General features: G+C 65.7%; 21 protein-coding genes. 13 read left to right on the forward strand and 8 right to left on the reverse strand.

Annotated features, from left to right (window positions below):
- Window positions 1-12 precede the first annotated feature (12 nt).
- The 8 genes from fabD (at window position 13) to ROH8110_RS03970 (ending at window position 8,916) form a co-directional block, all read left to right on the forward strand.
- Window positions 13-954, forward strand: coding sequence for an ACP S-malonyltransferase (gene fabD / locus ROH8110_RS03935; protein ID WP_085816986.1), 942 nt, complete (start codon window positions 13-15; stop codon window positions 952-954).
- Between the two features lie 76 nt (window positions 955-1,030).
- Window positions 1,031-1,768 (forward strand): 3-oxoacyl-[acyl-carrier-protein] reductase, encoded by a 738-nt coding sequence (gene fabG, locus ROH8110_RS03940; protein ID WP_085816405.1) that lies wholly within the window; start codon window positions 1,031-1,033, stop codon window positions 1,766-1,768.
- A 396-nt stretch (window positions 1,769-2,164) separates the two neighbouring features.
- A complete protein-coding gene (locus ROH8110_RS03945; protein WP_085816406.1) occupies window positions 2,165-2,398 on the forward strand; it encodes an acyl carrier protein in 234 nt (77 codons plus the stop codon).
- 196 nt (window positions 2,399-2,594) lie between these two features.
- Window positions 2,595-3,338: a 1-(5-phosphoribosyl)-5-[(5-phosphoribosylamino)methylideneamino] imidazole-4-carboxamide isomerase gene (locus ROH8110_RS03950; protein WP_085816988.1), complete on the forward strand. Its 744-nt coding sequence runs from the start codon at window positions 2,595-2,597 to the stop codon at window positions 3,336-3,338.
- Window positions 3,339-3,457: 119 nt separating this feature from the next.
- A complete protein-coding gene (fabF, locus tag ROH8110_RS03955; protein WP_085816407.1) occupies window positions 3,458-4,717 on the forward strand; it encodes a beta-ketoacyl-ACP synthase II in 1,260 nt (419 codons plus the stop codon).
- On the forward strand, window positions 4,717-5,871 hold the full coding sequence (mltG, locus tag ROH8110_RS03960) for an endolytic transglycosylase MltG (RefSeq protein WP_085816989.1): 1,155 nt from the start codon (window positions 4,717-4,719) through the stop codon (window positions 5,869-5,871). Before fabF ends, mltG begins: the two co-directional genes overlap by 1 nt.
- Before the next feature lie 311 nt (window positions 5,872-6,182).
- Window positions 6,183-6,533: a hypothetical protein gene (locus ROH8110_RS03965; protein ID WP_085816408.1), complete on the forward strand. Its 351-nt coding sequence runs from the start codon at window positions 6,183-6,185 to the stop codon at window positions 6,531-6,533.
- A 10-nt stretch (window positions 6,534-6,543) separates the two neighbouring features.
- On the forward strand, window positions 6,544-8,916 hold the full coding sequence (locus ROH8110_RS03970; RefSeq protein ID WP_085816409.1) for a baseplate megatron protein TIM-barrel domain-containing protein: 2,373 nt from the start codon (window positions 6,544-6,546) through the stop codon (window positions 8,914-8,916).
- Window positions 8,917-8,953: 37 nt separating this feature from the next.
- Here the strand turns inward: ROH8110_RS03970 and ROH8110_RS03975 are convergent, their stop codons facing one another.
- Window positions 8,954-9,292 carry a TraR/DksA family transcriptional regulator gene (locus ROH8110_RS03975; RefSeq protein WP_085816410.1) on the reverse strand — a complete coding sequence of 113 codons (339 nt, stop codon included), beginning with the start codon at window positions 9,290-9,292 and terminating at the stop codon, window positions 8,954-8,956.
- An 84-nt stretch (window positions 9,293-9,376) separates the two neighbouring features.
- On the opposite strand from ROH8110_RS03975, the gene cysE reads away from it, so the two are divergent.
- Window positions 9,377-10,201, forward strand: coding sequence for a serine O-acetyltransferase (cysE, locus tag ROH8110_RS03980; RefSeq protein ID WP_085816411.1), 825 nt, complete (start codon window positions 9,377-9,379; stop codon window positions 10,199-10,201).
- An 80-nt stretch (window positions 10,202-10,281) separates the two neighbouring features.
- On the opposite strand, the gene ROH8110_RS03985 is transcribed toward cysE, so the two are convergent.
- From ROH8110_RS03985 to ROH8110_RS04000, 4 genes are all read right to left on the reverse strand, one after another.
- A complete protein-coding gene (locus ROH8110_RS03985; protein ID WP_085816412.1) occupies window positions 10,282-11,643 on the reverse strand; it encodes a pyruvate dehydrogenase complex dihydrolipoamide acetyltransferase in 1,362 nt (453 codons plus the stop codon).
- A 13-nt stretch (window positions 11,644-11,656) separates the two neighbouring features.
- Window positions 11,657-13,060, reverse strand: a complete 1,404-nt coding sequence (locus ROH8110_RS03990) for a pyruvate dehydrogenase complex E1 component subunit beta (protein ID WP_085816413.1) — start codon at window positions 13,058-13,060, stop codon at window positions 11,657-11,659.
- Window positions 13,061-13,076: 16 nt separating this feature from the next.
- Window positions 13,077-14,087: a pyruvate dehydrogenase (acetyl-transferring) E1 component subunit alpha gene (gene pdhA / locus ROH8110_RS03995; protein ID WP_085816414.1), complete on the reverse strand. Its 1,011-nt coding sequence runs from the start codon at window positions 14,085-14,087 to the stop codon at window positions 13,077-13,079.
- Window positions 14,088-14,245: 158 nt separating this feature from the next.
- Window positions 14,246-14,545, reverse strand: a complete 300-nt coding sequence (locus tag ROH8110_RS04000) for an FtsB family cell division protein (RefSeq protein ID WP_085816415.1) — start codon at window positions 14,543-14,545, stop codon at window positions 14,246-14,248.
- A gap of 137 nt (window positions 14,546-14,682) precedes the next feature.
- On the opposite strand from ROH8110_RS04000, the gene ROH8110_RS04005 reads away from it, so the two are divergent.
- Window positions 14,683-16,314 (forward strand): acyl-CoA dehydrogenase family protein, encoded by a 1,632-nt coding sequence (locus ROH8110_RS04005; protein ID WP_085816416.1) that lies wholly within the window; start codon window positions 14,683-14,685, stop codon window positions 16,312-16,314.
- A 5-nt stretch (window positions 16,315-16,319) separates the two neighbouring features.
- On the opposite strand, the gene ROH8110_RS04010 is transcribed toward ROH8110_RS04005, so the two are convergent.
- Entirely contained in the window at window positions 16,320-17,858 is a 1,539-nt protein-coding gene (locus ROH8110_RS04010; protein ID WP_085816417.1) for a trimethylamine methyltransferase family protein, read from the reverse strand.
- Between the two features lie 227 nt (window positions 17,859-18,085).
- Window positions 18,086-19,258: a pyridoxal phosphate-dependent aminotransferase gene (locus ROH8110_RS04015; protein ID WP_085816418.1), complete on the reverse strand. Its 1,173-nt coding sequence runs from the start codon at window positions 19,256-19,258 to the stop codon at window positions 18,086-18,088.
- Window positions 19,259-19,565: 307 nt separating this feature from the next.
- Here ROH8110_RS04015 and cysS point away from each other — a divergent pair, with 307 nt between their 5' ends.
- From cysS to ROH8110_RS04030, 3 genes are all read left to right on the forward strand, one after another.
- Window positions 19,566-20,972 carry a cysteine--tRNA ligase gene (cysS, locus tag ROH8110_RS04020; protein WP_085816419.1) on the forward strand — a complete coding sequence of 469 codons (1,407 nt, stop codon included), beginning with the start codon at window positions 19,566-19,568 and terminating at the stop codon, window positions 20,970-20,972.
- Window positions 20,973-21,066: 94 nt separating this feature from the next.
- Window positions 21,067-22,698 carry a citramalate synthase gene (gene cimA / locus ROH8110_RS04025; protein WP_085816420.1) on the forward strand — a complete coding sequence of 544 codons (1,632 nt, stop codon included), beginning with the start codon at window positions 21,067-21,069 and terminating at the stop codon, window positions 22,696-22,698.
- Between the two features lie 9 nt (window positions 22,699-22,707).
- The gene (locus ROH8110_RS04030) at window positions 22,708-23,493 is read left to right on the forward strand and encodes a phytoene/squalene synthase family protein (RefSeq protein ID WP_085816421.1); all 786 of its coding nucleotides are present in this window, start codon (window positions 22,708-22,710) and stop codon (window positions 23,491-23,493) included.
- A gap of 19 nt (window positions 23,494-23,512) precedes the next feature.
- On the opposite strand, the gene ROH8110_RS04035 is transcribed toward ROH8110_RS04030, so the two are convergent.
- A complete protein-coding gene (locus ROH8110_RS04035; RefSeq protein ID WP_085816422.1) occupies window positions 23,513-24,730 on the reverse strand; it encodes an MFS transporter in 1,218 nt (405 codons plus the stop codon).
- Window positions 24,731-24,732 lie beyond the last annotated feature (2 nt).

A 24,732-nucleotide genomic window follows, 5' to 3' on the forward strand; every position in this document is an offset into this window, starting at 1 on the left:
CAGGAGACCATGATGAGCCGAGCATTCGTATTCCCCGGGCAGGGCGCCCAGACCATCGGAATGGGGCAGGCTCTGGCCGGGGCCTATCCGGCCGCCAAAGCCGTGTTCGAGGAGGTCGACGAGGCCCTGGGCGAAAAGCTGAGCGCGCTGATCTGGGAGGGCGAGCAGGACGAGCTGACCCTTACGCAGAACGCCCAGCCCGCGCTGATGGCCACCTCGCTGGCGGCGATGCGTGCGCTGGAGGCCGAGGGCGTCGGCGTGGATGCGGCCGCGATGGTGGCGGGGCATTCGCTGGGCGAATATTCGGCGCTGGCGGCGGCGGGCGCGCTGAGCATCGCCGATTGCGCGCGCCTGCTGCGCATTCGGGGCGAGGCCATGCAGAAGGCCGTGCCGGTGGGCGAGGGCGCGATGGCGGCCATTCTGGGCCTTGATCTGGAGGCCGTGCGCGAGGTGGCGGAGGCCGCCGCGCAGGGCGAGGTCTGCCAGGCGGCCAATGACAACGACCCCGGACAGGTGGTGGTCTCGGGCGCGAAATCCGCCGTGGAACGCGCGGTGGAGATCGCCAAGGAGAAGGGCGCCAAGCGCGCGATGTTGCTGCCTGTGAGCGCGCCTTTTCATTGCGCATTGATGCAGCCTGCCGCCGATGTGATGCAGGAGGCGCTGAGCGGGGTCGAGATGGCCGCGCCCAAGGTGCCGCTGGTGGCCAATGTGCTGGCCGCACCGGTCAGCGATCCGGCGGAGATCCGCAAGCTGCTGGTCAGCCAGGTCACCGGCGCGGTACGCTGGCGCGAGTCGGTGCTTTACATGGCGGGTGAGGGTGTGAGCGAGCTTTGGGAGATCGGCGCGGGCAAGGCGCTGAGTGGCATGGCCCGCCGGATCGACCGCGACCTGACCACTCGCGCCATCGGCACGCCCGAGGATGTCGCGGCGGCTGTCGCGGCGCTGAACGGCTGAGGCCGCGGGAAGCGCGAATTTTCAGGCCGGGTCGCCAGGATGCGGTCCGGCGCCAGAACCGAAAGGATGCAAGAGCATGTTTGATCTGACAGGGAAAACCGCGCTGGTCACCGGCGCGTCGGGCGGGATCGGCGGTGCGATCGCCAAGGCGCTGCATGGCGCGGGTGCCAGCGTCGGGCTGAGCGGCACGCGGACCGAGCCGCTGGAAGCGCTGGCGGGCGAGTTGGGCGAGCGCGCCCATGTGCTGCCCTGCAATCTGGGCGACGCCGAGTCGGTCGAGGCGCTGCCCAAGCAGGCGATCGAGGCCATGGGCGGGCTGGATATCCTGGTCAACAATGCCGGGATCACCCGCGACCAGATCTTCATGCGCATGTCCGACGAGGAATGGGCGCAGGTCCTGGATGTGAACCTGACATCCGCGATGCGGCTTTGCCGGGGCGTCATGCGCCCGATGATGAAGGCCCGCTGGGGGCGGATCATCAATATCAGCTCGATCGTCGGCGCGACGGGCAATCCCGGTCAGGCCAATTACGCGGCCTCGAAGGCGGCGTTGATCGGGATGACCAAATCCATCGCCTATGAGGTTGCGAGTCGCGGCATCACCGCCAATGCGGTTGCGCCGGGCTTCATCGCCACGGCCATGACCGACAAGCTGAACGACGATCAGAAAGAGAAGATCAACGCCCAGATCCCCGCCGCGCGGATGGGCACCCCCGAAGAGATTGCGGCGGCGGTTCTCTACCTGGCGAGCCCCGAGGCGGGTTATGTCACCGGCAGCACGTTGCATGTGAATGGCGGCATGGCGATGCTCTGATTCCCATCCGCCTTTGCACGATCCTTCGCAGGGCGGGGGTGAACGGGGCGGTGACGCCGCCCGGCATGGGGTGAGGCAGGGCTGGATGCGCGATACGTGGCCGCAGCGTTCAACTCCGGATTGTCGGTGCGGTGTAAGCGCTTAGCCACCCTGCATGATCCCTGTCCGGGGGCTGCAGGCCATCCTTTGCAGAGCGTCTCATACCCCTTGCGAAAGGATTTGCCTACGGCGCGCCATGTGCTATAGGCGGCGCAGACCGGCTGGGAGAAGTGCCCGGCTGCCCGTGAGGACGGGATCACCGAGCCGCCCGGAGAGGGGCATCACCATGGCCGCTTCCCGGCTTGGGCAGGGGCAGAAAGCGGGTCGGCAGACCCGGAGAAAGATGAGGATTAAGACATGAGCGATATCGCAGACCGCGTGAAGAAGATCGTCGTCGAGCATCTCGGCGTTGAAGAAGACAAGGTGACCGAGAACGCTTCGTTCATCGACGATCTGGGGGCGGACAGCCTTGATACGGTCGAGCTGGTCATGGCCTTTGAAGAAGAGTTCGGCATCGAGATTCCCGATGACGCGGCCGAGACCATCCAGACATTCGGTGATGCGGTGAAGTTCATCAGCGACGCGTCGTAAAGACGACGACATTCGCCTTCGGGCATGAGGCCCCTGCCGTATGGCGGGGGCCTTTTTCGTGCTGAATCCCGGCGCGGGGACGTGAACGGGCGCTATCATGCCGATTTGACGATATCGGGACTCGGCGATGGCCTTCATGCTGTGCAGGGTCCGGGCAGAGCCGGGCAGGGCATCGCAAACCGGGGGCGCCAGTGTCATGATCATCTATCCCACACTCGAACTGATGAACGGCAAATGCGTGTCGCTGACGCGCGGGCGGCTGGATGAGCCGGTGATCTGGCATGTCGATCCGGTGGCGACCGCGCGCGGCTTTGCCACGGCCGGGGCGTCCTGGATGCATCTGACCGATATCGACGCGCTGAGCGGCGAGGACGGCAATGACGAGCTGATCGAGGAGATCATCCGCTCGGTGGGTATCCCGGTGCAGTTGGGCGGGGGTTTTCGCGCACGCGAGCGGGTGACGAAATGGATCGATCGGGGCGCGGGGCGGATCGTGATCGGGACGATGGCGGCGCATGATCCCGAATTGCTGCGCGAGCTGGCGCGCCGTCACCCCGACCAGATCGTGCTGGCGGTGGATGTCCACAAGGGCTGGGTGATGACCGAAGGCTGGAAATCGCGCAGCGCCTTTGAGCCGGAGGCCTATGTGAAGGCCTTCGATGACGTGCCGCTGGCGGGAATCATCGTCACCGATATCGACGCGGATATAGAGGACAGCGATGGCAGCCTGGGGGTTTTGACGGGGCTGGCGGCACAGACCCGCCACCCTGTAATCGCGCGCGGCACGGTACGCTGCGCCGATGATGTCGCACGGCTGAAATACGTGCCCAATATCGCAGGCACGCTGATCGGCCGGGCGCTGTTGTCGCGCGATGTCGATCTTTCCGAGGCACTGGCGCTGGCAGCAGCCGATCCCGGCCCGACCGCCGCGTTTCGCTAGGGGGCGCGAATTTCGGCGGCAGGGTGTCACGCTGACATGAGCCGGGCGCAGTGCTCTTGCCCACCGGGGGCAAGGCGGGTTATGAGCAACCCTTGAAACGACATGGAAAGGGCAGCAGCATGCGTCGAGTGGTTGTCACCGGACTGGGATTGGTCACGCCTCTGGCCTCTGGCGTCGAGGAAAGCTGGAAAAGGCTGCTGGACGGGCAATCGGGCGCGGGCACGATCACCCGTTTCGATCCCGTCAACGTGGCGACCAAATACGCCTGCGAGGTGCCGCTTGGCGATGGCAGCGACGGCACGTTCAACGCCGACGATCACATGGCCCCCAAGGAACGCCGCAAGGTGGATGATTTCATCCTCTATGGTGTGGCCGCGGCCGACATGGCGGTGAAGGATGCGGGCTGGACGCCTGAAGATGACGAGAGCCGCGAGCGCACCGGCGTGATGCTGGGCTCGGGGATCGGCGGGCTGCGCTCGATCGAGGAGACGACTCTGGTGATCCGCGACAAGGGTGTGCGGCGGGTGTCGCCGTTCTTCATCCCCGGCGCGCTGATCAACCTGATCAGCGGGCAGGTCAGCATCCGCTATGGTTTCAAGGGCCCCAACCATTCCGTGGTCACCGCCTGTTCGACGGGCGCGCATGCGATCGGGGATGCCTCGCGTCTGATCCAGTTCGGGGATGCCGACGTGATGGTCGCAGGCGGCGCCGAGGCGGCGATCTGCGAGATCGGGATCGCCGGGTTCAATGCCTGCAAGGCGCTGTCGACCAAATGGGCGGACGACCCCAAGTCCGCCAGCCGCCCTTATGACGAGGAGCGCGACGGCTTCGTCATGGGTGAGGGCGCCGGGGTTGTCGTGCTGGAGGAATACGAGCACGCCAAGGCGCGCGGCGCCAAGATCTATGCCGAGGTTCTGGGCTATGGATTGTCGGGCGACGCCTATCATATCACCGCCCCTTCGGAAGATGGCGACGGCGGGTTCAGGGCCATGCAGTCGGCGCTGAAACATGCCGGGATCACGCCCGACCAGGTGGATTACGTCAATGCACACGGGACCAGCACCATGGCCGACCCGATCGAGCTGCGGGCGGTCGAGCGGTTGCTGGGCGATGCGGCTGGCAAGGCGACGATGAGTTCGACGAAATCCTCGACCGGGCACCTGTTGGGCGCGGCGGGGGCGATCGAGGCGATCTTCTCGATCCTGGCGATCAGGGATAACGTGGCACCGCCGACGATCAACCTCGATAACCCGGCGGTGGAGACCGCGTTGAACCTGGCGCCCAATGCCAAGCAGGAACGCAAGATCGATGTGGCGATCTCGAACAGCTTCGGATTTGGTGGCACCAATGCCTGTCTTTGCCTTGGGACGCCGCGCTGATGTGGCGCCATATTGCCTCTAACGTCCTGACTTTCCTTGTTGTTCTGGTTTTCCTCCTGGGTGGGGTGATCCTGTGGGGGCAGTCCGAGTACAATGCCCGCGGGCCGCTTGAGGAGCCGATCTGCCTGAGGGTGGAACGCGGCAGCAACATGCGCGCAGTGTCGCGCAAGCTGCAGAACGAGGGCGCCATCAGCAATGGCACCATCTTTCGCGTAGGCGCGGATTATACCAACAAGAACAGTCAGTTGAAGGCCGGAAGCTGGCTGGTGCCCGAGGGCGCCAGCATGTCCGAGATCATCGACCTTGTCACGCGGGGTGGCGCAAGCACCTGCGGGACCGAGGTTGTCTACCGGATCGGCGTGACCGATTCGGAGATCGAGGTGCGCGAACTGGACCCGGCGACCAACCGCTATGTCGAGAAAGCCGCCTTCAAACCCGGTGCGGAAGAGACCCCGGATGCCTATGAAACCGTGCGCGATCAAGCGGATACACGATATCGCATCGCCGTGGCCGAGGGGGTCACGAGCTGGCAGATCGTCGAGGGACTGAAAGCCGTCGACGTGCTGGCGGGAGAGGTTACCAAGACCCCGCCCGAAGGCAGCCTTGCGCCCGACAGCTATGAGGTCAGGACCGGCGACAGCCGCGCGGCTGTCATCGAAAAAATGCAGGCCAAGCAGGAGGCTATCCTGAACGAGGCCTGGGAGAAGCGGCCCGATGACCTGCCGGTTAACAGCCCGGACGAGCTGTTGATCCTGGCGTCGATCATCGAGAAGGAAACCGGCGTGCCCGAAGAGCGCGGGCAGGTGGCGAGCGTCTTCATCAACCGGCTGCGGGCGGGGATGCGGCTACAGACCGACCCGACCGTGATCTATGGCATCACCAAGGGCGAGGGCGTATTGGGCCGGGGTCTGCGGCAAAGCGAGCTTCGCCGCGCAACTCCTTGGAATACATACGTAATCGAGGGACTACCGCCGACGCCGATCGCCAATCCGGGCCGCGCCAGCATCGAGGCGGCGGTCGATCCGGCGGAGACGGATTTCATCTTTTTCGTCGCGGATGGGACCGGCGGGCACGCCTTTGCCAGAACACTGGACGAGCATAACCGCAACGTGGCGCGCTGGCGCGAGATCGAGGCCGAGCGCAAGACCGACTGAGCAGCGTACAAAACGTCCGTTTTGTACGCCGGTTCTGTACCGAACGCGTCGCCCCGGCGGCGCGTTTTGTACAAATGCCCTGCCGGAGCGCGTTCCGACGCCTTCGAGCCCCCCGAATTATCCCCCCTCTCGATCACAGGCGCGCGCCGCGCGGCGGCGTGATCCGACGCGCCGGGCAACACCCATCGCGCGGCCTCTTTAACCGACATTAACGCCTGAGCCTCAGCCTGTCCGGTGCCGGATGGGGTGGGTCATGCCTGCCTTTCTCGGACCGGAGGGGCGGACACGCAAGGCAAGAGGCATGAGCAGGCATGGTTTTGATTACCCCCGACGAAGGCCCCACGGGGCTTTCGACTTCGATCGACGCGCTGGAACGACAGTTGTCGGACATGCGCGAGGATCTGGAGGGGCTCTATTCCCGGATCCGGGGCGGAGACCTGGACCAGTTGAAGAACGCGAGCCGCGCCACGTCGGAAATCCGGCAATGGCTGAAGATCGCGATTGAAGCGGAGGCACAACTTGAAAAACGCAGAAAGCAGGAAAAAGGCATCGTTCGCGATTACGCGCTCGACCTCAGAGAGGCACGATCTTCGATCCGGTGCCGCCTGGATCGTCTCAGAAGGGCCAGATGCCCAGGACGAATTCCTCGACAGTCTGGATGAGGGCGAGCTGATGGCGCTGCCCTACCTGTTCGAGTTCTGGGCGCTGGAGCATCAATTGCCCCCCGAGGGCAACTGGCGCAACTGGCTGATCCTGGGCGGGCGCGGTGCGGGCAAGACCCGCGCGGGCGCCGAATGGGTGCGCGCACAGGTCGAAGGGGCGATGCCGCTCGATCCGGGACGCTGCCGGCGCATGGCGCTGGTGGGCGAGACCATCGATCAGGTGCGCGAGGTGATGGTGTTCGGCGAAAGCGGCATCCTCGCCTGTTCGCCGCCCGACCGGCGGCCGGACTGGCAGGCGACGCGCAAGCGGCTGATCTGGCCCAATGGCGCGGTGGCGCAGGCGTTTTCGGCGCATGACCCCGAGGCGCTGCGCGGGCCGCAGTTCGACGGGGCCTGGGTGGACGAATACGGCTGCCCTGCGATCGACAAGGGGACGAACCAGCCGAATGTCTTTCTGGATCCGAAATCGTCGGAGTCGCGGATGCCCTACCATTCGAACGGGCAGCGCGACGATCTGATCCAGCTGCAATATCTGCGCGCGATGGCAGGCTATTGGACCGATCCTGCCAACAATCCCGTCTCGCCGATTTACGGGGCCGGGATGGTGGATTGGGATCATGCCTGCGCCTGGGCCTGGGATGCGCGCCCGTTCCCGTTCTTTCCCGACAACCGGTCGCTGTGGAGCGACGGAAGCAATTATGCGCGCGGGCATTGGCTGAACGGGCGGATGTCGGCGCGTCGGCTCGACTCGGTGGTCGAGGAGATGACGGCGCGTGCGGGGCTGACGGGCTGCGACACGCGCGGGCTTCACGGGTATCTGCGCGGCTACCTGGTGGATCAGGTCGACGCGGCGCGCGGTGCGCTGCAGCCGCTGATGCTGCGATACGGGTTCGACGCGGTGGAGCGCGACGGAGTCTTGCGGTTTCGCCTGCGCGACGGGCGTGTGGATCACCGGCTGGACCCGGAGAGCCTGGTGCGTCACCCGGAGATGGAGGGCATCCTCGAGGAAACCCGGGGCAGCGCGGCGGAACTGGCGGGGCGCGTGCGGCTGCGCTTTGTCGAGGCGGACAGCGATTACGCGGTGATCGCCGAGGAGGCGGTCATGCCGGACGAGACGAGCCGCGCGGTCTCGGGGTCGGAAATGGCGCTGGCGATGACCCGCGCCGAGGGGCGCCAGACCGCCGAACGCTGGCTGTCGGAGGCGCGCGTCGCGACCGACGCGGTGCGCCTGTGCCTGCCGCCTTCGCGGCTGGAGGCGGGGGCGGGCGACGTGATCGCCCTGCCCGAAGAGGGCGGCGAGGGGCTGTTTCGCATCGACCGTGTCGAACATCTGGGGCAGGCGCAGCGCATCGACGCGGTGCGTATCGAGCCCGAGACCTATCGCGCCGCTGCCTTCTCGCAGGGGGCTTCGGCGGCGGCGGCGCGGGCGCGCGCCTTTACCGCGCCGGTGACGGTGACGCCGTTTTTCCTCGATTTGCCGCTGATGAGTGGCGCCGAGGTTCCCCACGCGCCGCATCTGGCGGTGACGGCGGAGCCCTGGCCGGGGGCGGCGGCGCTTTATGCGTCGGATGTGGATGCGCGCTATGGGCTCAACAGGATACTTGCCGCGCGCACGCCCGTCGGCATCACCGAAACCGCCATGGGTCCGGCGCAGCCGGGGCTGATCGACCGGGGCGAGGGGCTTCGCCTGCGGATGCTGAGCGGCGCGCTGGAGAGCGTCAGCGATGCCGCCTTCTTCGGGGGTGCGAACCTCTGCGCGATCGGCGATGGCACGCCGGATGGCTGGGAGCTGTTCCAGTTCCGCGATGCGGAGCTGGTCGGTGAGGACATCTATGAGCTGCGCAACCGGTTGCGCGGCCAGCTTGGCAGCGATGCGGCGATGACCGGCACGTGGCCCGAGGGTTCTTTCGTTGTGCGGCTGGACGGCAGCGCGCGTCAGATCGCGTTGCCCGAGGCCAAGCGCGGGCTGGTCAGATACTACCGGATCGGCCCGGCGGACAGGGCGGTGGGCGGCCCGTCTTACCAGGGTGCGCGACTGGCATTTCGCGGGATCGGCCTGCGGCCGTTGTCGCCGGTGCATCTGCGCATGAGTGGCGCGCCGGGGCAGGACATGACCCTGAGCTGGATCCGGCGCACCCGCATCGGGGGCGACCGCTGGGACACGCCCGAGGTGCCGCTGGGCGAGGAAAGCGAGGCCTATGTGGTGCGGGTCATGCAGGGCGGCGTGTTGCTGCGCGAGGAAATGGTCGCGCAGCCGCTCTGGACCTATGACGCGGCGCAACAGGCGCTGGACGGGTTGAACGGGGCGTTTTCGCTGCGGGTGGCGCAGGTTTCGGCGCTGTATGGCACCGGGGTGTTCGCGGCGCTCGACGTGGCGGGCTGAACGCAGGCGGGCAGGCGGGCCGGGGGCGCTGCGCCTGTCAGCCGCGGGCGCATTCCACGCAGCGCGTCGCCGCCGGGTCAAGCGCAAGGCGGCCCGGTGCGATGGCCTCGCCGCAGCTGTCGCAGAAGCCGAACTCGCCCGCGTCGATGCGGGCGAGCGCGGCGGTCAGCCTCTTGCGCTCGGTCTGGCGCCGGGCATGGGTGGCCTTGGCCATCGCCTGGTTCTGCAAGGCGTCCTGCCTGCTGAGCCGACCCACCGCCTGTTGGTCGAGCGTGACCGTGGCCTGACCGGACTGGCCGAGGCGGTCTTCGCGTTCAAGGTCGCCCAGCCGGGCCTCGATCAATGCGCGATAATGTTCCTCTGACGTGTCATTCATGCCGGTTATCCCTGCAATCACAGCTTTGCGTTTTGCTCGCTTTGCCGGTCTGCTATATTCAAACACGGACTCAGGAGAATTCAAATGGCTGAAACCCGCGCGAAACTTGCCGAACTCGACCCGGTCTGGGGGCGTATCCGCACCGAGGCCGGAGAGGCGATCGACCATGAGCCGCTGTTGGGCGGGGTCATCCATTCGTCGATCCTGCACCACAAGACGCTGGAATCGGCATTGGCCTACCGGATATCGCTGAAGCTCGCGTCGAGTGAGATGCCCGAGCAGATCCTGCGCGAAATCTGCGATGTGGCCTATGCCGAGGATCGTAGCATTTCCATCGCCGCGCGCGCCGATATCGTGGCCGTGCATGACCGCGACCCGGCCTGCGACCGGTTCATCCAGCCGATGCTGTTCTTCAAGGGCTTTCAGGCGGTGCAGGCCTATCGGGTGTCGCATTGGCTGTGGCTTGAGGGGCGGCGCGACATGGCGCGGTTCTTCCAGATGCGCGCGTCTGAGGTGTTCGGCATCGACATTCACCCGGCGGCACGGATCGGCAAGGGGATCATGATCGACCACGCCCATTCCATCGTGATCGGCGAAACGGCGGTGGTCGGCGACAATGTGTCGATGCTGCATTCGGTCACGCTGGGCGGGACCGGCAAGGAAGAAGAGGACCGCCACCCCAAGATCGGTGACGGCGTGCTCATCGGCGCCGGGGCCAAGGTGCTGGGCAATATCCGGGTCGGAAATTGCTCGCGGATCGCGGCGGGTTCGGTGGTGTTGCAGGAGGTGCCGCCCTGCAAGACGGTGGCGGGTGTTCCCGCGAAGATCGTCGGCGAGGCGGGCTGCGACCAGCCCTCGGTCAGCATGGACCAGCTGTTGGGCACAAAGGGATCGACGTCAGAGGACTGAGACCGGAGTGAAAAAGCCCCGCCAGGATGATCCCTGGCGGGGCTTTTTGAATCGATCGTGTGCGGTATGGCCCGCGTCGATCAGGCCAGCATCACCATCGGGTTTTCCAGGTTCTCGACGATGTGCTGAAGCAGTTCAGCCCCGAGCGCGCCGTCGATCACCCGGTGATCGACGCTGAGCGTGACTGACATGACGGTGGCGACGGACAATTCGCCATCCTTGCCGACCACGGGCTTCTTGACGCCCGCGCCAACGGCCAGGATTGCCCCGTGCGGCGGGTTGATCACGGCGTCGAAATTGTCGATCCCGAACATGCCGAGATTGGAAATGGCGAAGGTGCCGCCCTGGTATTCGCCCGGCGCAAGCTTGCGGTCGCGCGCGCGTGCGGCGAGGTCTTTCATCTCGGTGGAGAGGGTGCTCAGCGATTTCGCGTCGGCGTCCTTGAGGACCGGGGTGAAGAGTCCGCCTTCGATGGCGACCGCGACGGCCACGTCCGAGGGTTTGAGTTGCAGCACGCGATCCCCGGCCCAGACCGCATTGGCGGCGGGCACGGCCTGAAGCGCCAGGGCGCAGGCCTTGATGATGAAATCGTTGACGCTGAGCTTGACGCCGCGCGATTCAAGCTGGGCGTTCAGCTCGCCGCGGAATTTAAGCAGCGGGTCAAGGCGGATGTCGCGGCGCAGGTAGAAATGCGGCACGGTCTGCTTGGCTTCGGTCAGGCGCGCGGCGATGGTCTTGCGCATCCCGTCGAGCTTGATCTCCTGATACTCGCGCCCCTCATACATGGCGGCGACCGCATCGGCACTGGGACCGGCGGGCATCTGGGCGGATGCGGGGGCGGCGGCGGGCGCTGCGGTATCCGTCTTGGCGCTATCGGCGCTGGCAGGGGCGCTGGCGCCTTCCAGATCGGCCTTGACGATACGGCCGCGCGGGCCGGAACCCTTGACCCCGGTGAGGTCGATCCCCTTGTCGGCGGCGATGCGGCGCGCGAGGGGCGAGGCGAAGACGCGCTCGCCGCTGGAATTGCGCGGCGCGGCGGGCGCGGCAGTCGTCGAGTCCGCGCCCGAGTCGGCGCCTGAACCGGAGTCTTTCGGGGCGGGTTTTTCCGCCGCTTTGTCCGAGCTGCCATCAGACCCGTCGCTGCCAGAGTCGGATGCCTGCGGGGCAGGGGCGGCGCTGTCGATGTCGTCGGCGCTTTCACCTTCTTCCAGCAGAACGGCGATGGGGGTGTTCACCTTCACGCCCTCGCTGCCCTCGGCGATCAGGATCTTGCCGATGGTGCCTTCGTCCACGGCCTCGAATTCCATCGTGGCCTTGTCGGTTTCGATCTCGGCCAGAAGGTCACCGGAATTGACGGTATCGCCTTCCTTGACCAGCCATTTCGCAAGGGTGCCTTCTTCCATCGTCGGTGACAGGGCGGGCATCAGGATTTCGGTGGGCATCGCTCGTGTCTCCTTAACGGTAGGTCACAGCGCGCACGGCCTCGATCACCTCGTCGGTGGAGGTCAGCGCCAGCTTTTCGAGATTGGCGGCGTAGGGCATCGGGACGTCCTTGCCGGTGCAGTTGATGACGGGCGCGTCGAGATGGTCGAAGGCGCGTTCCATCAGCACGGCGGAGATGTGGTTGCCGATCGAGGCGACGGGCCAGCCTTCTTCCACGGTGACGCAGCGGTTGGTCTTCATGACGCTGGCGATCACGCTGTCGTAATCCAGCGGGCGCAGGGTGCGCAGGTCGATCACCTCGGCCTCGATCCCGTCCTCGGCCAGCTTGTCGGCGGCTTCCATCGCGTAGGTCATGCCGATGCCGAAGCTGACGATGGTGACATCGCTGCCCTCACGCCAGATGCGGGCCTTGCCGAAGGGCACGGTGAAGTCATCGAGCACCGGCACCTCGAAGCTCTTGCCATAGAGGATCTCGTTTTCGAGGAACACGACCGGGTTGGGGTCGCGGATGGCGCTTTTCAGCAGACCCTTGGCATCAGAGGCCGAATAGGGCTGGACCACCTTGAGGCCGGGAATCTGCGCATACCATGCGGCGTAATCCTGGCTGTGCTGGGCACCGACGCGGGCGGCCGCGCCGTTGGGGCCGCGGAACACGATCGGGCAACCCATCTGGCCGCCGGACATGTAAAGCGTCTTGGCGGCGGAGTTGATGATCTGGTCGATCGCCTGCATGGCGAAGTTCCAGGTCATGAATTCGACGATCGGGCGCAAGCCGCCGAAGGCCGCGCCGACGCCGATCCCGGCGAAACCGTGCTCGGTGATCGGCGTGTCGATCACGCGCTTGGCGCCGAATTCATCGAGCAGCCCCTGGGTGATCTTGTAGGCGCCCTCGTACTCGGCAACCTCCTCGCCCATCAGGAAAACGGTGGAATCGCTGCGCATTTCCTCGGCGATGGCGGCGTTGAGCGCCTCGCGGACGGTCTGTTTGCGGGTTTCGGTGCCTTCGGGCCAGTCCGGGCTGGTATCGGGCTTGGGCGCATCGGCGCTTTTCGGTTTCGCGGGCGCGCTCTCGGTCTTGGTGTCGCCGTCGCCCTTTTCGCCGGAATCGTCATCCGACGCCTTCGGTGCGGGGGCGGGCGCCTGTGCATCGGTGTCGATGTCGTCGGCGCTTTCGCCCTCTTCCAGCAGCACGGCGATGGGGGTGTTCACCTTCACGCCCTCGCTGCCCTCGGCGATCAGGATCTTGCCGATGGTGCCTTCGTCCACGGCCTCGAATTCCATCGTGGCCTTGTCGGTTTCGATTTCGGCGATGATGTCGCCGCTCGAGACGGTGTCGCCTTCCTTGACCAGCCACTTGGCCAGCGTGCCTTCTTCCATGGTGGGGGAGAGGGCGGGCATGAGAATTTCGGTCGTCATGGTCGTCTACTCCTCCTCAGGCGTTCTGGGGCGCCACGTCGGCGTAAATATCTGTCCAGAGCTCGGCGGCGTCCGGCTCGGGGCTGTCCTTGGAGAACTCGGCCGCATCGTTGACGATGGCCTTGATCTCCTTGTCGATCGCCTTGAGATCTTCTTCGGTGGCATGCTTGCCCGAGAGAAGCAGCTCGCGCACATGCTCGATTGCGTCTTTCTCCTCGCGCATTTTCTGCACTTCTTCGCGGGTGCGATACTTGGCGGGGTCCGACATCGAATGGCCGCGATAGCGATAGGTCTTGATTTCAAGGATGTAGGGGCCCTTGCCCGAGCGACAGTGCGCGACGGCCTTGTCGCCGGCCTCTTTCACGGCCAGCACATCCATCCCGTCAACCGCCTCGCCGGGGATGCCGAAGGCTTCGCCGCGGGTATAGATATCGGGGGTGGAGGTGGAGCGCTTCTGCGAGGTGCCCATCGCATACTGGTTGTTCTCGATCACGAAGATCACCGGCAGATCCCAGAGCGCGGCCATGTTGAAGGTCTCGTAGACCTGACCCTGATTGGCCGCGCCATCGCCGAAATAGGTATAGGTCACGCGGTTGTTTTCCAGATACTTGTCGGCAAAGGCCAGACCGGCCCCCAGCGGCACGTTGGCCCCGACGATGCCGTGACCGCCGTAGAAGTGCTTTTCCTTGGAGAACATGTGCATCGAGCCGCCCTTGCCGCGCGAATAGCCACCCTCGCGGCCGGTCAGTTCGGCCATGACGCCCTTGGGGTCCATCCCGCAGGCCAGCATGTGGCCGTGATCGCGATAGGTGGTGATGCGCTTGTCGCCTTCTTCGGCGCTGGCTTCGAGACCGACGACAACGGCCTCCTGCCCGATATAGAGGTGGCAGAACCCACCGATCAGACCCATTCCGTAAAGCTGGCCCGCCTTCTCCTCGAATCGCCGGATCAGCAGCATGTCACGGTAATAGGATTTCAGCTCGTCAGCGGAAACATTTGGTTTCCTTGCGCTTTTTCGAGTGGCCATCGTCTGCCGCCTCCTCCGTCAGAAAGATAGTTTAGCGTTAAACTAATTGATACAACAAAACGACCCGTCTTGCGAGTATGAATTTAGCGCATGTCCCGGCGGTCGCGCCGACGCGCGAGATCGTCGCAGGGAAAGGATCGGATAAGAGGATCGCAAGATCAGCGGATGACAATCTCGTCCGAACGCAGGAGCCCCAGAACGTCGCGCGCCTGCTGGTCCAGAAGGTCGATATCGAGATAATCGTCGGACAGGCGCCGGGTCAGGTTCTCCATTCGTGCCACCTGCGAGGAGAGGTCGTCAAGCTGCGCCTGAAGGGCGCGGGTCTCGGCCTTGACCTCGGCACCGCGGAACAGCCCGTAATCGCCCTGCACGGCGGCAAAGGTGAAATAGGCACCCAGCCCGAAGGCAACGAGGGAATATATGAACAGCCCCATAGGGGGGCGCTTGCGGATGGACATGATTTCGCTGCTCTGCCTAACGTCGCCGCCTCTGACGTGCGGTCCCGTGCACCATGCCACAGGTGATTCGCTTTGTGAATCCCCTTTTCAGCGCGGGGCCTCTGCGTGATAGGCTTGCCGCGCAAGGAGACCGAGAGATGCCATATCTGCCGCCGCGCAGCGATCTTTCCACGCATGACGTGACCAACCAGCCCGCGGTGCGCGGGGATATCGACCTTTGGGGCAGTGACCCGGCGCTCAGGGATCATTGCAATGCCGCCGGGGCGCGGGCCGATCATCTGGAGCGCTATGGCGCGCTGATCGGTTCGGCCGCGATGCAGGCGGCGGGGCGCGAGGCCAATCGCCATGCACCTGAGCTGACCCTGTTCGACACCGGCGGGCGGCGGCTTGACGAGGTGCGGTTTCACCCGGCCTATCACCGGTTGATGGAGGCCGGGATCGGCGCAGGTTATGCCGCGATCGCCTGGGAGGGCGGGGCGCATGGCCATGCCACCCATGCCGCGATGGTCTACCTGACCAGCCAGATCGAGCCGGGCGTCTGCTGTCCGATGACCATGACCTATGCCGCCGTGCCTGCGCTGCGCGCCGATGAGGCGCTGTTCGGCGAATGGGTGCCGAAGCTGACGGCACGCGCCTATGATGGCGCGGCATTGCCGCTGGCGCGCAAGCCGGGCGCGACGATGGGCATGGCGATGACCGAGAAACAGGGTGGATCGGATGTGCGGAGCAATGCCACTACCGCGCGGCGCAGCGGCGATGCCTATCGGCTGGAGGGGCATAAATGGTTCTGTTCGGCGCCAATGTCGGACGGGTTCCTGACGCTGGCGCAGGCACCCGACGGGCTGACCTGTTTCCTGGTGCCGCGCTGGCTGGAGGAGGGCCGCAACGGGATCCGTATCCAGCGGCTCAAGGACAAGCTGGGCAACCGGGCCAATGCCTCGGCGGAGATCGAATATGCCGATGCGCTGGCATGGCGCCTGGGCGACGAGGGCGCGGGGGTGCGCACGATCATCGAGATGGTGCATCATACGCGGCTTGATACGGCGATGGCGCCTGCCGGGCTGATGCGCGCGGCGCTGGATCACGCGACCTGGTGGGCGCGGCGGCGCAATGCGTTTCAGAAGCGGCTGATCGACCAGCCGCTGATGCGCGCGGTGCTGGCTGACCTTGCGCTGGACTGGGAGGGGGCGCTGGCGCTTGGACTGCATGTGGCGCGCGCCTTTGACGGCAACGGCGAGCAGGAGCGCGGTTTCGCGCGGCTCGCGGTGGCGCTGGCGAAATACCTTGGCAACAAGCTCTGTCCGGGGCTGGTCTATGAGGCGATGGAGGCGATGGGCGGCATGGGCTATGTGGAGGATACGCCGATGCCGCTGCTCTATCGCGAGGCGCCGCTCAATTCGATCTGGGAGGGGTCGGGCAACGTGATCTGCCTCGATATCCTGCGCACGCTGCGCCGGTCGCCGGTGGCAGGCGAGGCGCTGAGCGCGGAGCTTACCGCCGCTTCGGGTGCGGATCTTCGTTACGACGCGGCGCTCAAGGCGCATATGGAGCGCTTTCCGCGGCTGCCCGAAGAGCGCGAGGCGCGCTGGTATGCCGAAAGCCTTGCCACGCTGCTGACCGCCTCGGTGCTGATCCGCAATGCGCCCGAGGCCGTGGCGGATGCGTACGTGGCCACAAGACTGAGTGGCGCGCGCGGGCGCAGCGCCGGGACAATCGGCGCGGTGGACGAGGCGGCGATCCTGGCGCGGATCGGTGATGCGCCGGCCTGATGGCGTCAGGCGGGCAGGTGGATCTTGAAGCGGGCCCGGATCGTGGCGTCGGTCATCGCATCAAAGCGGGCGGCGGCACGTTCGGCGAGGATCTCCGCCTTGCGCGCTGTTGCCTTCTGCAGCAAGTCGGGCTGACCCTTCTCGACCCATTCCTTGGGCGAACTGCGGTCGGCCAGCGCGGGATAGACATAGTCGCGCTGCATCAGGTGCAGGGTCTGGTCGCTGCCAAGGTAATGCCCCGGCCCGCCGATGCATGTGGCGCGCATCACCTCTAGGCTGACGCTGTCCTCGTCCACCTCGATCCCGCGCACGCAGCGCATCGCCTGGCCGATCAGGTCATCGCCGAGGATCAGGGATTCAAGGCAAAAGCCCAGCAGGGACGCATGCATGCCCGCGGCCTCGTAAACGAGGTTCAGCCCCGAGAGCCCGGCGAGGACGTTCGAGCACATCTGCTCCCATCCCGCCTGCATGTCGGGCAGCTTGGCATCGGCGAAACCCGCCGCCGCGCCGCCGGGCAGGTCGTAGAACGCGTGCATCTGCGCGCAACCGGCGCTGAGCAGCGCCTGTTCGCCCGATCCCCCCGACATCGCGCCGCTGCGCAGGTCCGAAACGAAGGGCCATGTGCCGAAGATCGCCGGATGCCCCGGCGCGACGGCGTTCACATAGACCAGCCCGGCAAGGCATTCGGCTACCGATTGCACGATGGCCCCGGCGATCGATGCCGGCGCGGTGGCGCCAGCCTGTCCGGCCGAGAGCAGCAGCACCGGCATGCCACCGGCGATGCAGGCCTCCATCACCTGACAGGATTCGGTGGCGAATTTCATCGGCGGCACGACAAAGCAGTTGGAATTGCTTACGAAGGGACGCGCGCGCCATGCCTCTTCGCTGCCCGCGACCATATGCAGGAGCGCCAGCGCATCGGCGACGAAACCCGGTTCGCTGAAGCTGGTGCCGACATGCTTGGTCGTCCCCGCGCAGCAGGCATAGACGGTGTTAAGGTCCATCTCGCGGTTGTCGGTCACGTCGCGCGCCACCATCGGGCGCTGCACGAAGTGGATATTGTCGAGCCGGTCGGCGATGCGCGCGGCGTCGTGCAGATCTTGCAGCGTGGAGTCGCGGTATTCCCGGGTTACGGGATCGACCAGATGGACCGCAGCCCCGGCGGTGCCGTAATGAACCCGCTGGGAAGACAGGTCGAGATCGTGGCGCGGGTCGCGCCCATGCAGGGTGATCGTGCGGTTGGCGCGCGCCAGCATGTCCTCGACCAGCGCCCGGGGAAAGCGGAGCCGCCCGTCATCCCCGAGTATCGCACCCGCGCGCGTCATGTGGGCGATGCCGCTTGGCGGTGCATCGGCGAGGCCGATCTGCTCCAGCGCATCTAGCGCGGCCTGGTGAATCCGCGCGACCCCTTCGGGGCTGAGGGGGCGATATTGGCCGCCCGCAAGGCCGGGGCGGATCGGGCGCAATGTGTCTTCGAGCGGGGCAGAGCGGCGCGCATGACGGGCGGCGCGCCCGCCGGAGCGGCGAGTGGTCATTTCATTCATGGGTGATGTCCTGATGATAGGGTGGCAGCTGACGGGGCTCAGCCCCGGTCTGGCCGTCCCCGTGCCGCGCGTCCGCGCGCCGCGCCGATGGTCACGACCACCAGCTTGATCTTGCAGCTCGGCGTCATGGCCGGGCCCTCCTCCGTGGTAAGGAGGAGTGAAGCCGATTCTGCGATGCGCGTCTGTCCCAATCGCGACCCGTGTCGCAAACGGGCCATGAAGCGGCGTCAGGCGGTCAGTTCCTGTGCCAGCGCGACCAGCTTGCCGACAGCCTGGGCAAGGCGCTCGTCATCGACCGTGAGGGCGACGCGGACATGGCCCGCCGCCGCCTGGCCGAAGCTTTCGCCGGGCATTACCGCGACATGGTGGGTGTCGAGCAGCCGGTTGGCGAAATCCTCGCCCGAAAGCCCGGTGGCGCGGATGTCGAGCATCACATACATGGCCCCGTCCGCCGGGATCGGGCGCACCGTGTTCTGGGCCTCAAGAAGCCTTAGGACGAGATCGCGCCGCCGCCGGAAGGGTGCCGCGATCATCGCCTCGAAGTCGGGACCGCGATCTAGCGCGAAACAGGCCGCTTCCTGCACAAAACCGGCGACGCCATAGGTGGTGTGCGTGGCAAGGTTGCCCATGTGCTCAATTGCCTCTTCGGGGCCGACGACCCAGCCGATGCGGCTGCCGGTCATGGCATGGGATTTCGACAGCGAACCGATCACCAGCGTCTGCGCCTCCATTCCCGGCAGGGTGCGCGGGCTGACATGCTGGCCATGCCAGAGCTGGGTGTCATAGACCTCGTCCGAGATCAGCCAGAGCCCGTGATCCTGGCAGAGGCGCGCGATGCCCATGAGGGTGTCGCGGCTGTAGTTCACGCCGGTCGGGTTGTTGGGCGAGTTGATCAGCAGGCTGGAAGCGCCTGCCGCATGGGGCGCGATATCGGCCGGGTCGGGCTGGAACATGCGATCGGGGCGGGCTGGAATCGCCAGGGGGCGCGCGCCGACGCTGCGGATCGTGCCGGGATAGGTGGCATAATAGGGGTCGATATAGAGCGCGGTGTCGCCTTCATCACAGGCCGCGTGATGGGTGGCGAAAAGCCCCGCCTGGCCACCGGGCACCACGAGCACGTTATCGGGTGTCGTCGGCAGACCGGTGCGTTCGCTGACGCGTTGCGCCACGCGTTCACGCAGGCCGATCTTGCCGTTGAAGGCCGAATAGCCGGTATGTCCCGCCAGCGTCGCTTCGTGCATCGCGTCGAGAATGGAGCGGTCGGTCCCGATATCGTGCTCGCCGATGGTGAGATGGGTGATGTCGAGACCTTCATCCGACAGGCGGTTGGCTCGGTAATAGACATCCCAACCATCCGATCCGCCCTGGATAATACCGGTGATCCTGCGTGATAGTCGCATGTGCCGCTCCTTGGTGTCGGGTCTGTGGTCTGGGGGTGATATACGGGTGAAGCGCCACTTGGCCCGGGCGCCGCCACGCTGTCAAGCAGATGACCCAAAGCCCGCGCAGACGCGGGCTGGCCGCCGCGCTGTCGTCCACTTGCCAAGCCGCGCCGCGCGGCGTAACGTCCCCGGCATGACGACGAGCCGCTGCATCACCATCTGCTGCATTACCACCTGAGATATCTCGGGCGGGCCGTCATCTATTCCCTATCAAGACGTTAGTTGATAAGCCCGCCGCGGGATGCCTGCGCCTGCGAGGACTTTCATGACGACGATCAAGCTCTACAATACCAGGACCCGCGCCAAGGAGGTGCTGGAGCCGCTCGAACCGGGCAATGTGCGGATGTATGTCTGCGGGCCGACTGTCTATGACCGCGCCCATCTGGGCAATGCGCGTCCGGTGATCGTGTTCGATCTGCTCTACCGGCTGCTGCGTCATGTGCATGGCCCGGATCATGTGACTTATGTGCGCAACTTCACCGACGTGGATGACAAGATCAATGCCCGCGCCATCGAGAATGTGGGCAAGGATGGCGATGTGAACGCCGAGATCGCGCGTATCACCGCCGAGACGACACGGTGGTTTCTTGAGGACATGGCCGCGCTGGGCGCGCTCGAGCCCGACGCCATGCCGCGCGCGACGCAATATATCCCGCAGATGATCGCCATGATCGAGGACCTGATCGCCGGTGGCCATGCCTATGAAGCGGAGGGGCATGTGCTGTTCGCGGTCGAGAGCTACAGTGATTACGGCAGGTTGTCGGGGCGGTCTGTCGACGACATGATCGCCGGCGCCCGCGTCGAGGTGGCGCCCTACAAACGCAACCCGATGGATTTCGTTCTGTGGAAGCCTTCGAGCCAGGATTTGCCGGGTTGGGACAGTCCCTGGGGGCGGGGGCGGCCGGGCTGGCATATCGAATGCTCGGCGATGGCGCATGACCTGCTGGGCGAGAGCTTCGATATTCACGGTGGCGGCAATGACCTGATGTTCCCGCACCATGAGAACGAGATCGCCCAGAGCTGCTGCGCCCACCCCGAGGGCGATTTCGCGCGCATCTGGATGCATAACGAGATGCTTCAGGTCGAGGGCAAGAAGATGTCCAAGAGCCTTGGCAATTTCTTTACCGTGCATGACCTGCTGGAAGGCCACGACGATGCCCCGCCGGTGCCGGGTGAGGTGATCCGCTTCGTGTTCCTGTCGACCCATTACCGCAAGCCGATGGACTGGACCGCGCAGAAGGCGCGCGAGGCCGGGGCCACGTTGCGCAAATGGTATCGCCAGGCGGCGCAGGCAGAGGAAGGCGCTGTGCCGCCCGCGACGGTTGTCGAAGCGCTGGCGGATGATCTCAATACGCCGAGGGCAATCACGGAGCTTCACCAGCTTTCCCAGGCGGATGATGCGGCAAGTCTGCGGGCGGGGCTGCAGTTTCTTGGCCTGATGGGCAACAGCGCTCCGGCATGGGCCGCTGCGCCAGAGGTCGATCTGTCGGCATATGAAAAGCGGCTTTTCGAGGCGCGGCAGGTGGCGATGGAGAGCAAGGATTTCACCGAGCTCGACCGGTTCAAGGGGGCGCTGGTCGCGGCCGGAATCGAGGTCCGGATGAGCAAGGCGGGGGTGGAGCTGATCCCCGGTCCGGGGTTCGACCCTGCCGCGCTCGAGGATCTGTCATGAGCATGTCGTGCACGGGGTGGCAATGTCGGGGTGAGGGGCCAGCCCCTCACACTCCCCGAGGTATTTTTCGCCAGATGAATGCGGGAGGGACGGCATGACACGCGAACGTCTCTATCTTTACGACACCACCTTGCGCGATGGGCAGCAGACCCAGGGGGTGTCGTTCTCGACCCCCGAGAAACGCAAGATCGCCGAGACGCTGGATGCGCTGGGCGTGGATTACATCGAGGGCGGCTGGCCGGGCGCCAACCCCACCGACAGCGCGTTTTTCGAAGACGCGCCGCAGACGCGCGCGATGCTCACGGCTTTCGGCATGACCAAGCGGGCTGGGCGCTCGGCGCAGAATGACGAGGTTCTGGCGGCGGTGCTCAATGCCGGTACGCGGGCGGTGTGCCTCGTGGGCAAGACATATGACTTCCACGTCGAGACAGCGCTGGGCATCACGCTGGACGAGAACGTCGAGAACATCGCGAAATCGGTTGCGCATGTGGTGGCCGAGGGGCGCGAGGCGCTGTTCGATGCGGAGCATTTCTTTGATGGGTGGAAGGCCAACCGCGCCTATGCGCTGGAGACGCTGCGCGCCGCCCATGACGCGGGGGCACGCTGGATCGTGCTGTGCGACACCAATGGCGGCACGTTGCCCGAGGAGGTGGGGCGCATCACCGCCGAGGTGATCGCCGAGGGTATTCCCGGCGAGAGGCTGGGCATTCACACCCATAACGACACCGAGAACGCCGTGGCGGGCAGCCTTGCGGCGGTTTCGGCGGGCGCGCGGCAGGTGCAGGGCACACTCAACGGGTTGGGCGAACGCTGTGGCAATGCCAACCTGACCACGCTGATCGCGACGCTGCTGTTGAAGGAACCCTATGCCAGTCGCTACAGCATCGGGGTCAGCCATGCGTCGCTCAAGAAGCTGACCCAGGCCAGCCGGATGCTGGACGAGATCCTGAACCGGGTGCCGATGAAGCAGGCGCCCTATGTGGGCGCCTCGGCCTTTGCGCACAAGGCGGGGCTGCATGCCAGCGCGATCCTCAAGGATCCCACGACATATGAGCATATCGACCCCGGCCTGGTGGGCAATGCGCGCGTCATCCCGATGTCGAACCAGGCGGGTCAGTCGAACCTGCGCCGGCGTCTGGCCGAGGCCGGGATCACAGTGGACAAGGGCGATCCGGCTCTGGCGCGCATCCTCGAGGAAATCAAGCTGCGCGAGGATCGCGGATATACCTATGACAGTGCGCAGGCGAGTTTCGAGCTGTTGGCGCGCCGCGAACTGGGGCAGTTGCCGCAATTCTTCGAGGTGAAGCGCTACAAGGTCACTGTCGAGCGGCGCAAGAACAAGTACGACCAGATGGTGTCGCTGTCCGAAGCGGTTGTCGTGGTGAAGGTGGATGGTGAGAAGAAGCTGTCGGTATCGGAATCGATGGACAGTCAGGGTAATGACCGCGGCCCGGTCAATGCGCTGGCCAAGGCGCTTGCGAAGGACCTGGGCAGCTACCAGCAGGCCATCGACGACATGCGGCTGGTGGATTTCAAGGTGCGTATCACCCAGGGCGGCACCGAGGCCGTGACCCGTGTCATCATCGACAGCGAGGACGGGCAGGGGCGGCGCTGGTCCACGGTGGGGGTGAGTGCCAACATAGTCGATGCCAGTTTCGAGGCGCTCTTGGATGCGATCACCTGGAAGTTGCTGCGCGACGGTGGATCGGCGGGGGGCGCGGCCTAGGTGTCGAGCATGGAGTTCGACGCCGATCTCGTGGCTTGTGCGCAGCTGGTGGAGCGGGGCGATCCGGACCGTTTCGCCGCCAGCATGGCGGCGCCGGTCACGGCGCGTCCCGTGTTGTTCGCGCTCTATGCCTTCAACATCGAAGTGTCGCGCGCGCCCTGGGTCACCGAGGAGAGCATGATCGCCGAGATGCGGCTGCAGTGGTGGCGCGACGCGCTTGAGGAAATCCGCACCCGGGGTGTGGTGCGCCGTCACGAGGTGGTGACGCCGCTGGCGCATGTGCTGGATGGCGAGGGGGCAGGGCTGCTGGACCGGCTGGTCGAGGCGCGCCGTTGGGATATCTACCGCGACCCGTTCGAGGACATGGCGCATTTTCGCGCCTATATCGAGGATACCTCGTCCAACCTGATGCTGGCGATTGCACGCGCCCTGGGAGGCGCGCCAGAGGTGCCGGAAACGCCGCTGCGCCATGCGGGGCGCGCTCTTGGCATTGCCAACTGGCTGCGGGCAGTGCCTGCGCTGGAACGGGCGGGGCGCATACCGCTGGTGGATGGCACGCCCGAGGGCGTGCGGGCGCTGGCCGAAGAGGGGCTAGAGGCTCTTCGTGCAGCGCGCGCGGCACGCGCCGAGGTGCCTGCTGCGCAGCGTCCGGCGCTGTTGCCGCTCTGGCAGGTGGGGCCGGTGCTGAAGCGCGCGGCAAGCGATCCCCGCCGGGTGGCCGAAGGCCGGTTGGAACTGGCGCCGGTGCAACGTCGCTTTGGTTTGATGGCGTGCGCCCTTGCGGGGCGCTGGTAGGGCAATCCGCGCTGACGGATCAGGCGTCGTCGGGGCGCAGCATCAGCCAGATCAGCGCACCGCCAGCCAGCGCGAGGAACGGCACCATCGCGAGGTTCACCGATATCCAGCCCGCCTGACCGCCGTCGCCCGCGCAATTCATGAGCCCGCCCGAGGCCAGCGAGGCCAGCGTGACACCACCAAAAACCAGGAGGTCGTTCATGCCCTGCATGCGGCCCCGCTCATGGGCTTCATGGGCGCCTGCCAGCATCGAGGTCGCGCCGATGAAACCGAAATTCCAGCCCACACCAAGCAGGATGAGAGCGATGAAGAAGTTCTCGAGCGAAACACCCTGAAGTGCCACTGCACCCGCACCGGCCAGAATCAACAGCCCCGTGGCGATGACCTTTTCGACGCCGAAGCGTGCGATCAGATGGCCGGTGAAGAACGAGGGCAGGAACATGGCCAGCACATGCCCGGTGACGATATCGGCGGCGTTTCCTTCGGAAAGGCCGCAGCCCACCACCGCCAGCGGTGTCGATGTCATGACGAGGTTCATCAGCGCATAGGAGACCATCGCACAGATCACCGCCACAAGGATGCGCGGGGTCTTGATGAGTTCCCAGCGGCTGCGCCCCTTGGGGGCATCATGCGCAGGCACCGGGGGTTTGGGAATGTCGAGGAACAGGAACAGCAGCGCGCCCACGAGGTTCAGCGCGACCACGGCCAAATAGGTTCCCATGAACGGCACGACCATCGCCTGGCTTGTGGCCTTGACGAGCTGCGGGCCGATGATCGCGCTCGCAAGTCCGCCCGCCATCACATAGGAAATCGCCTTGGGGCGGAACTCATCGCTGGCGGTATCGGCGGCGGCAAAGCGGTAGAAACCCTGCGCCGACATGTAGATCCCGGTGATGAAGCTGCCCGCCAGGAAAATCTGGAAAGAGGCGACATAGAGCCCGTAGGCGCCGATCGCGGCGCCTGTCGCGCCTGCGCCCGCGCCCAAGATGAAGCCCGCCTTGCGCCCGGCGCGCTGCATGAACCAGGCCAGCGGATTCGCCGCAAGCATCGAACCAAGCACGATCAGCGAGATTGGCAGGGTCGCGAAGCAGACATTGCTGGCGAGCGTCTGTCCGGCAAGGCCGCCAACGACGAAGATCATCGCCATCTGCGCACCCAGAAACGCCTGCGCGGAGGCAAGAACGGCGACATTGCGCTTTGCGCGGCGGTCGGTGTGGATCAGGACGGCGTCTGTCATGC

Origin of the sequence: Roseovarius halotolerans (genome assembly GCF_900172255.1) — a bacterium.
Taxonomy (GTDB): domain Bacteria; phylum Pseudomonadota; class Alphaproteobacteria; order Rhodobacterales; family Rhodobacteraceae; genus Roseovarius; species Roseovarius halotolerans.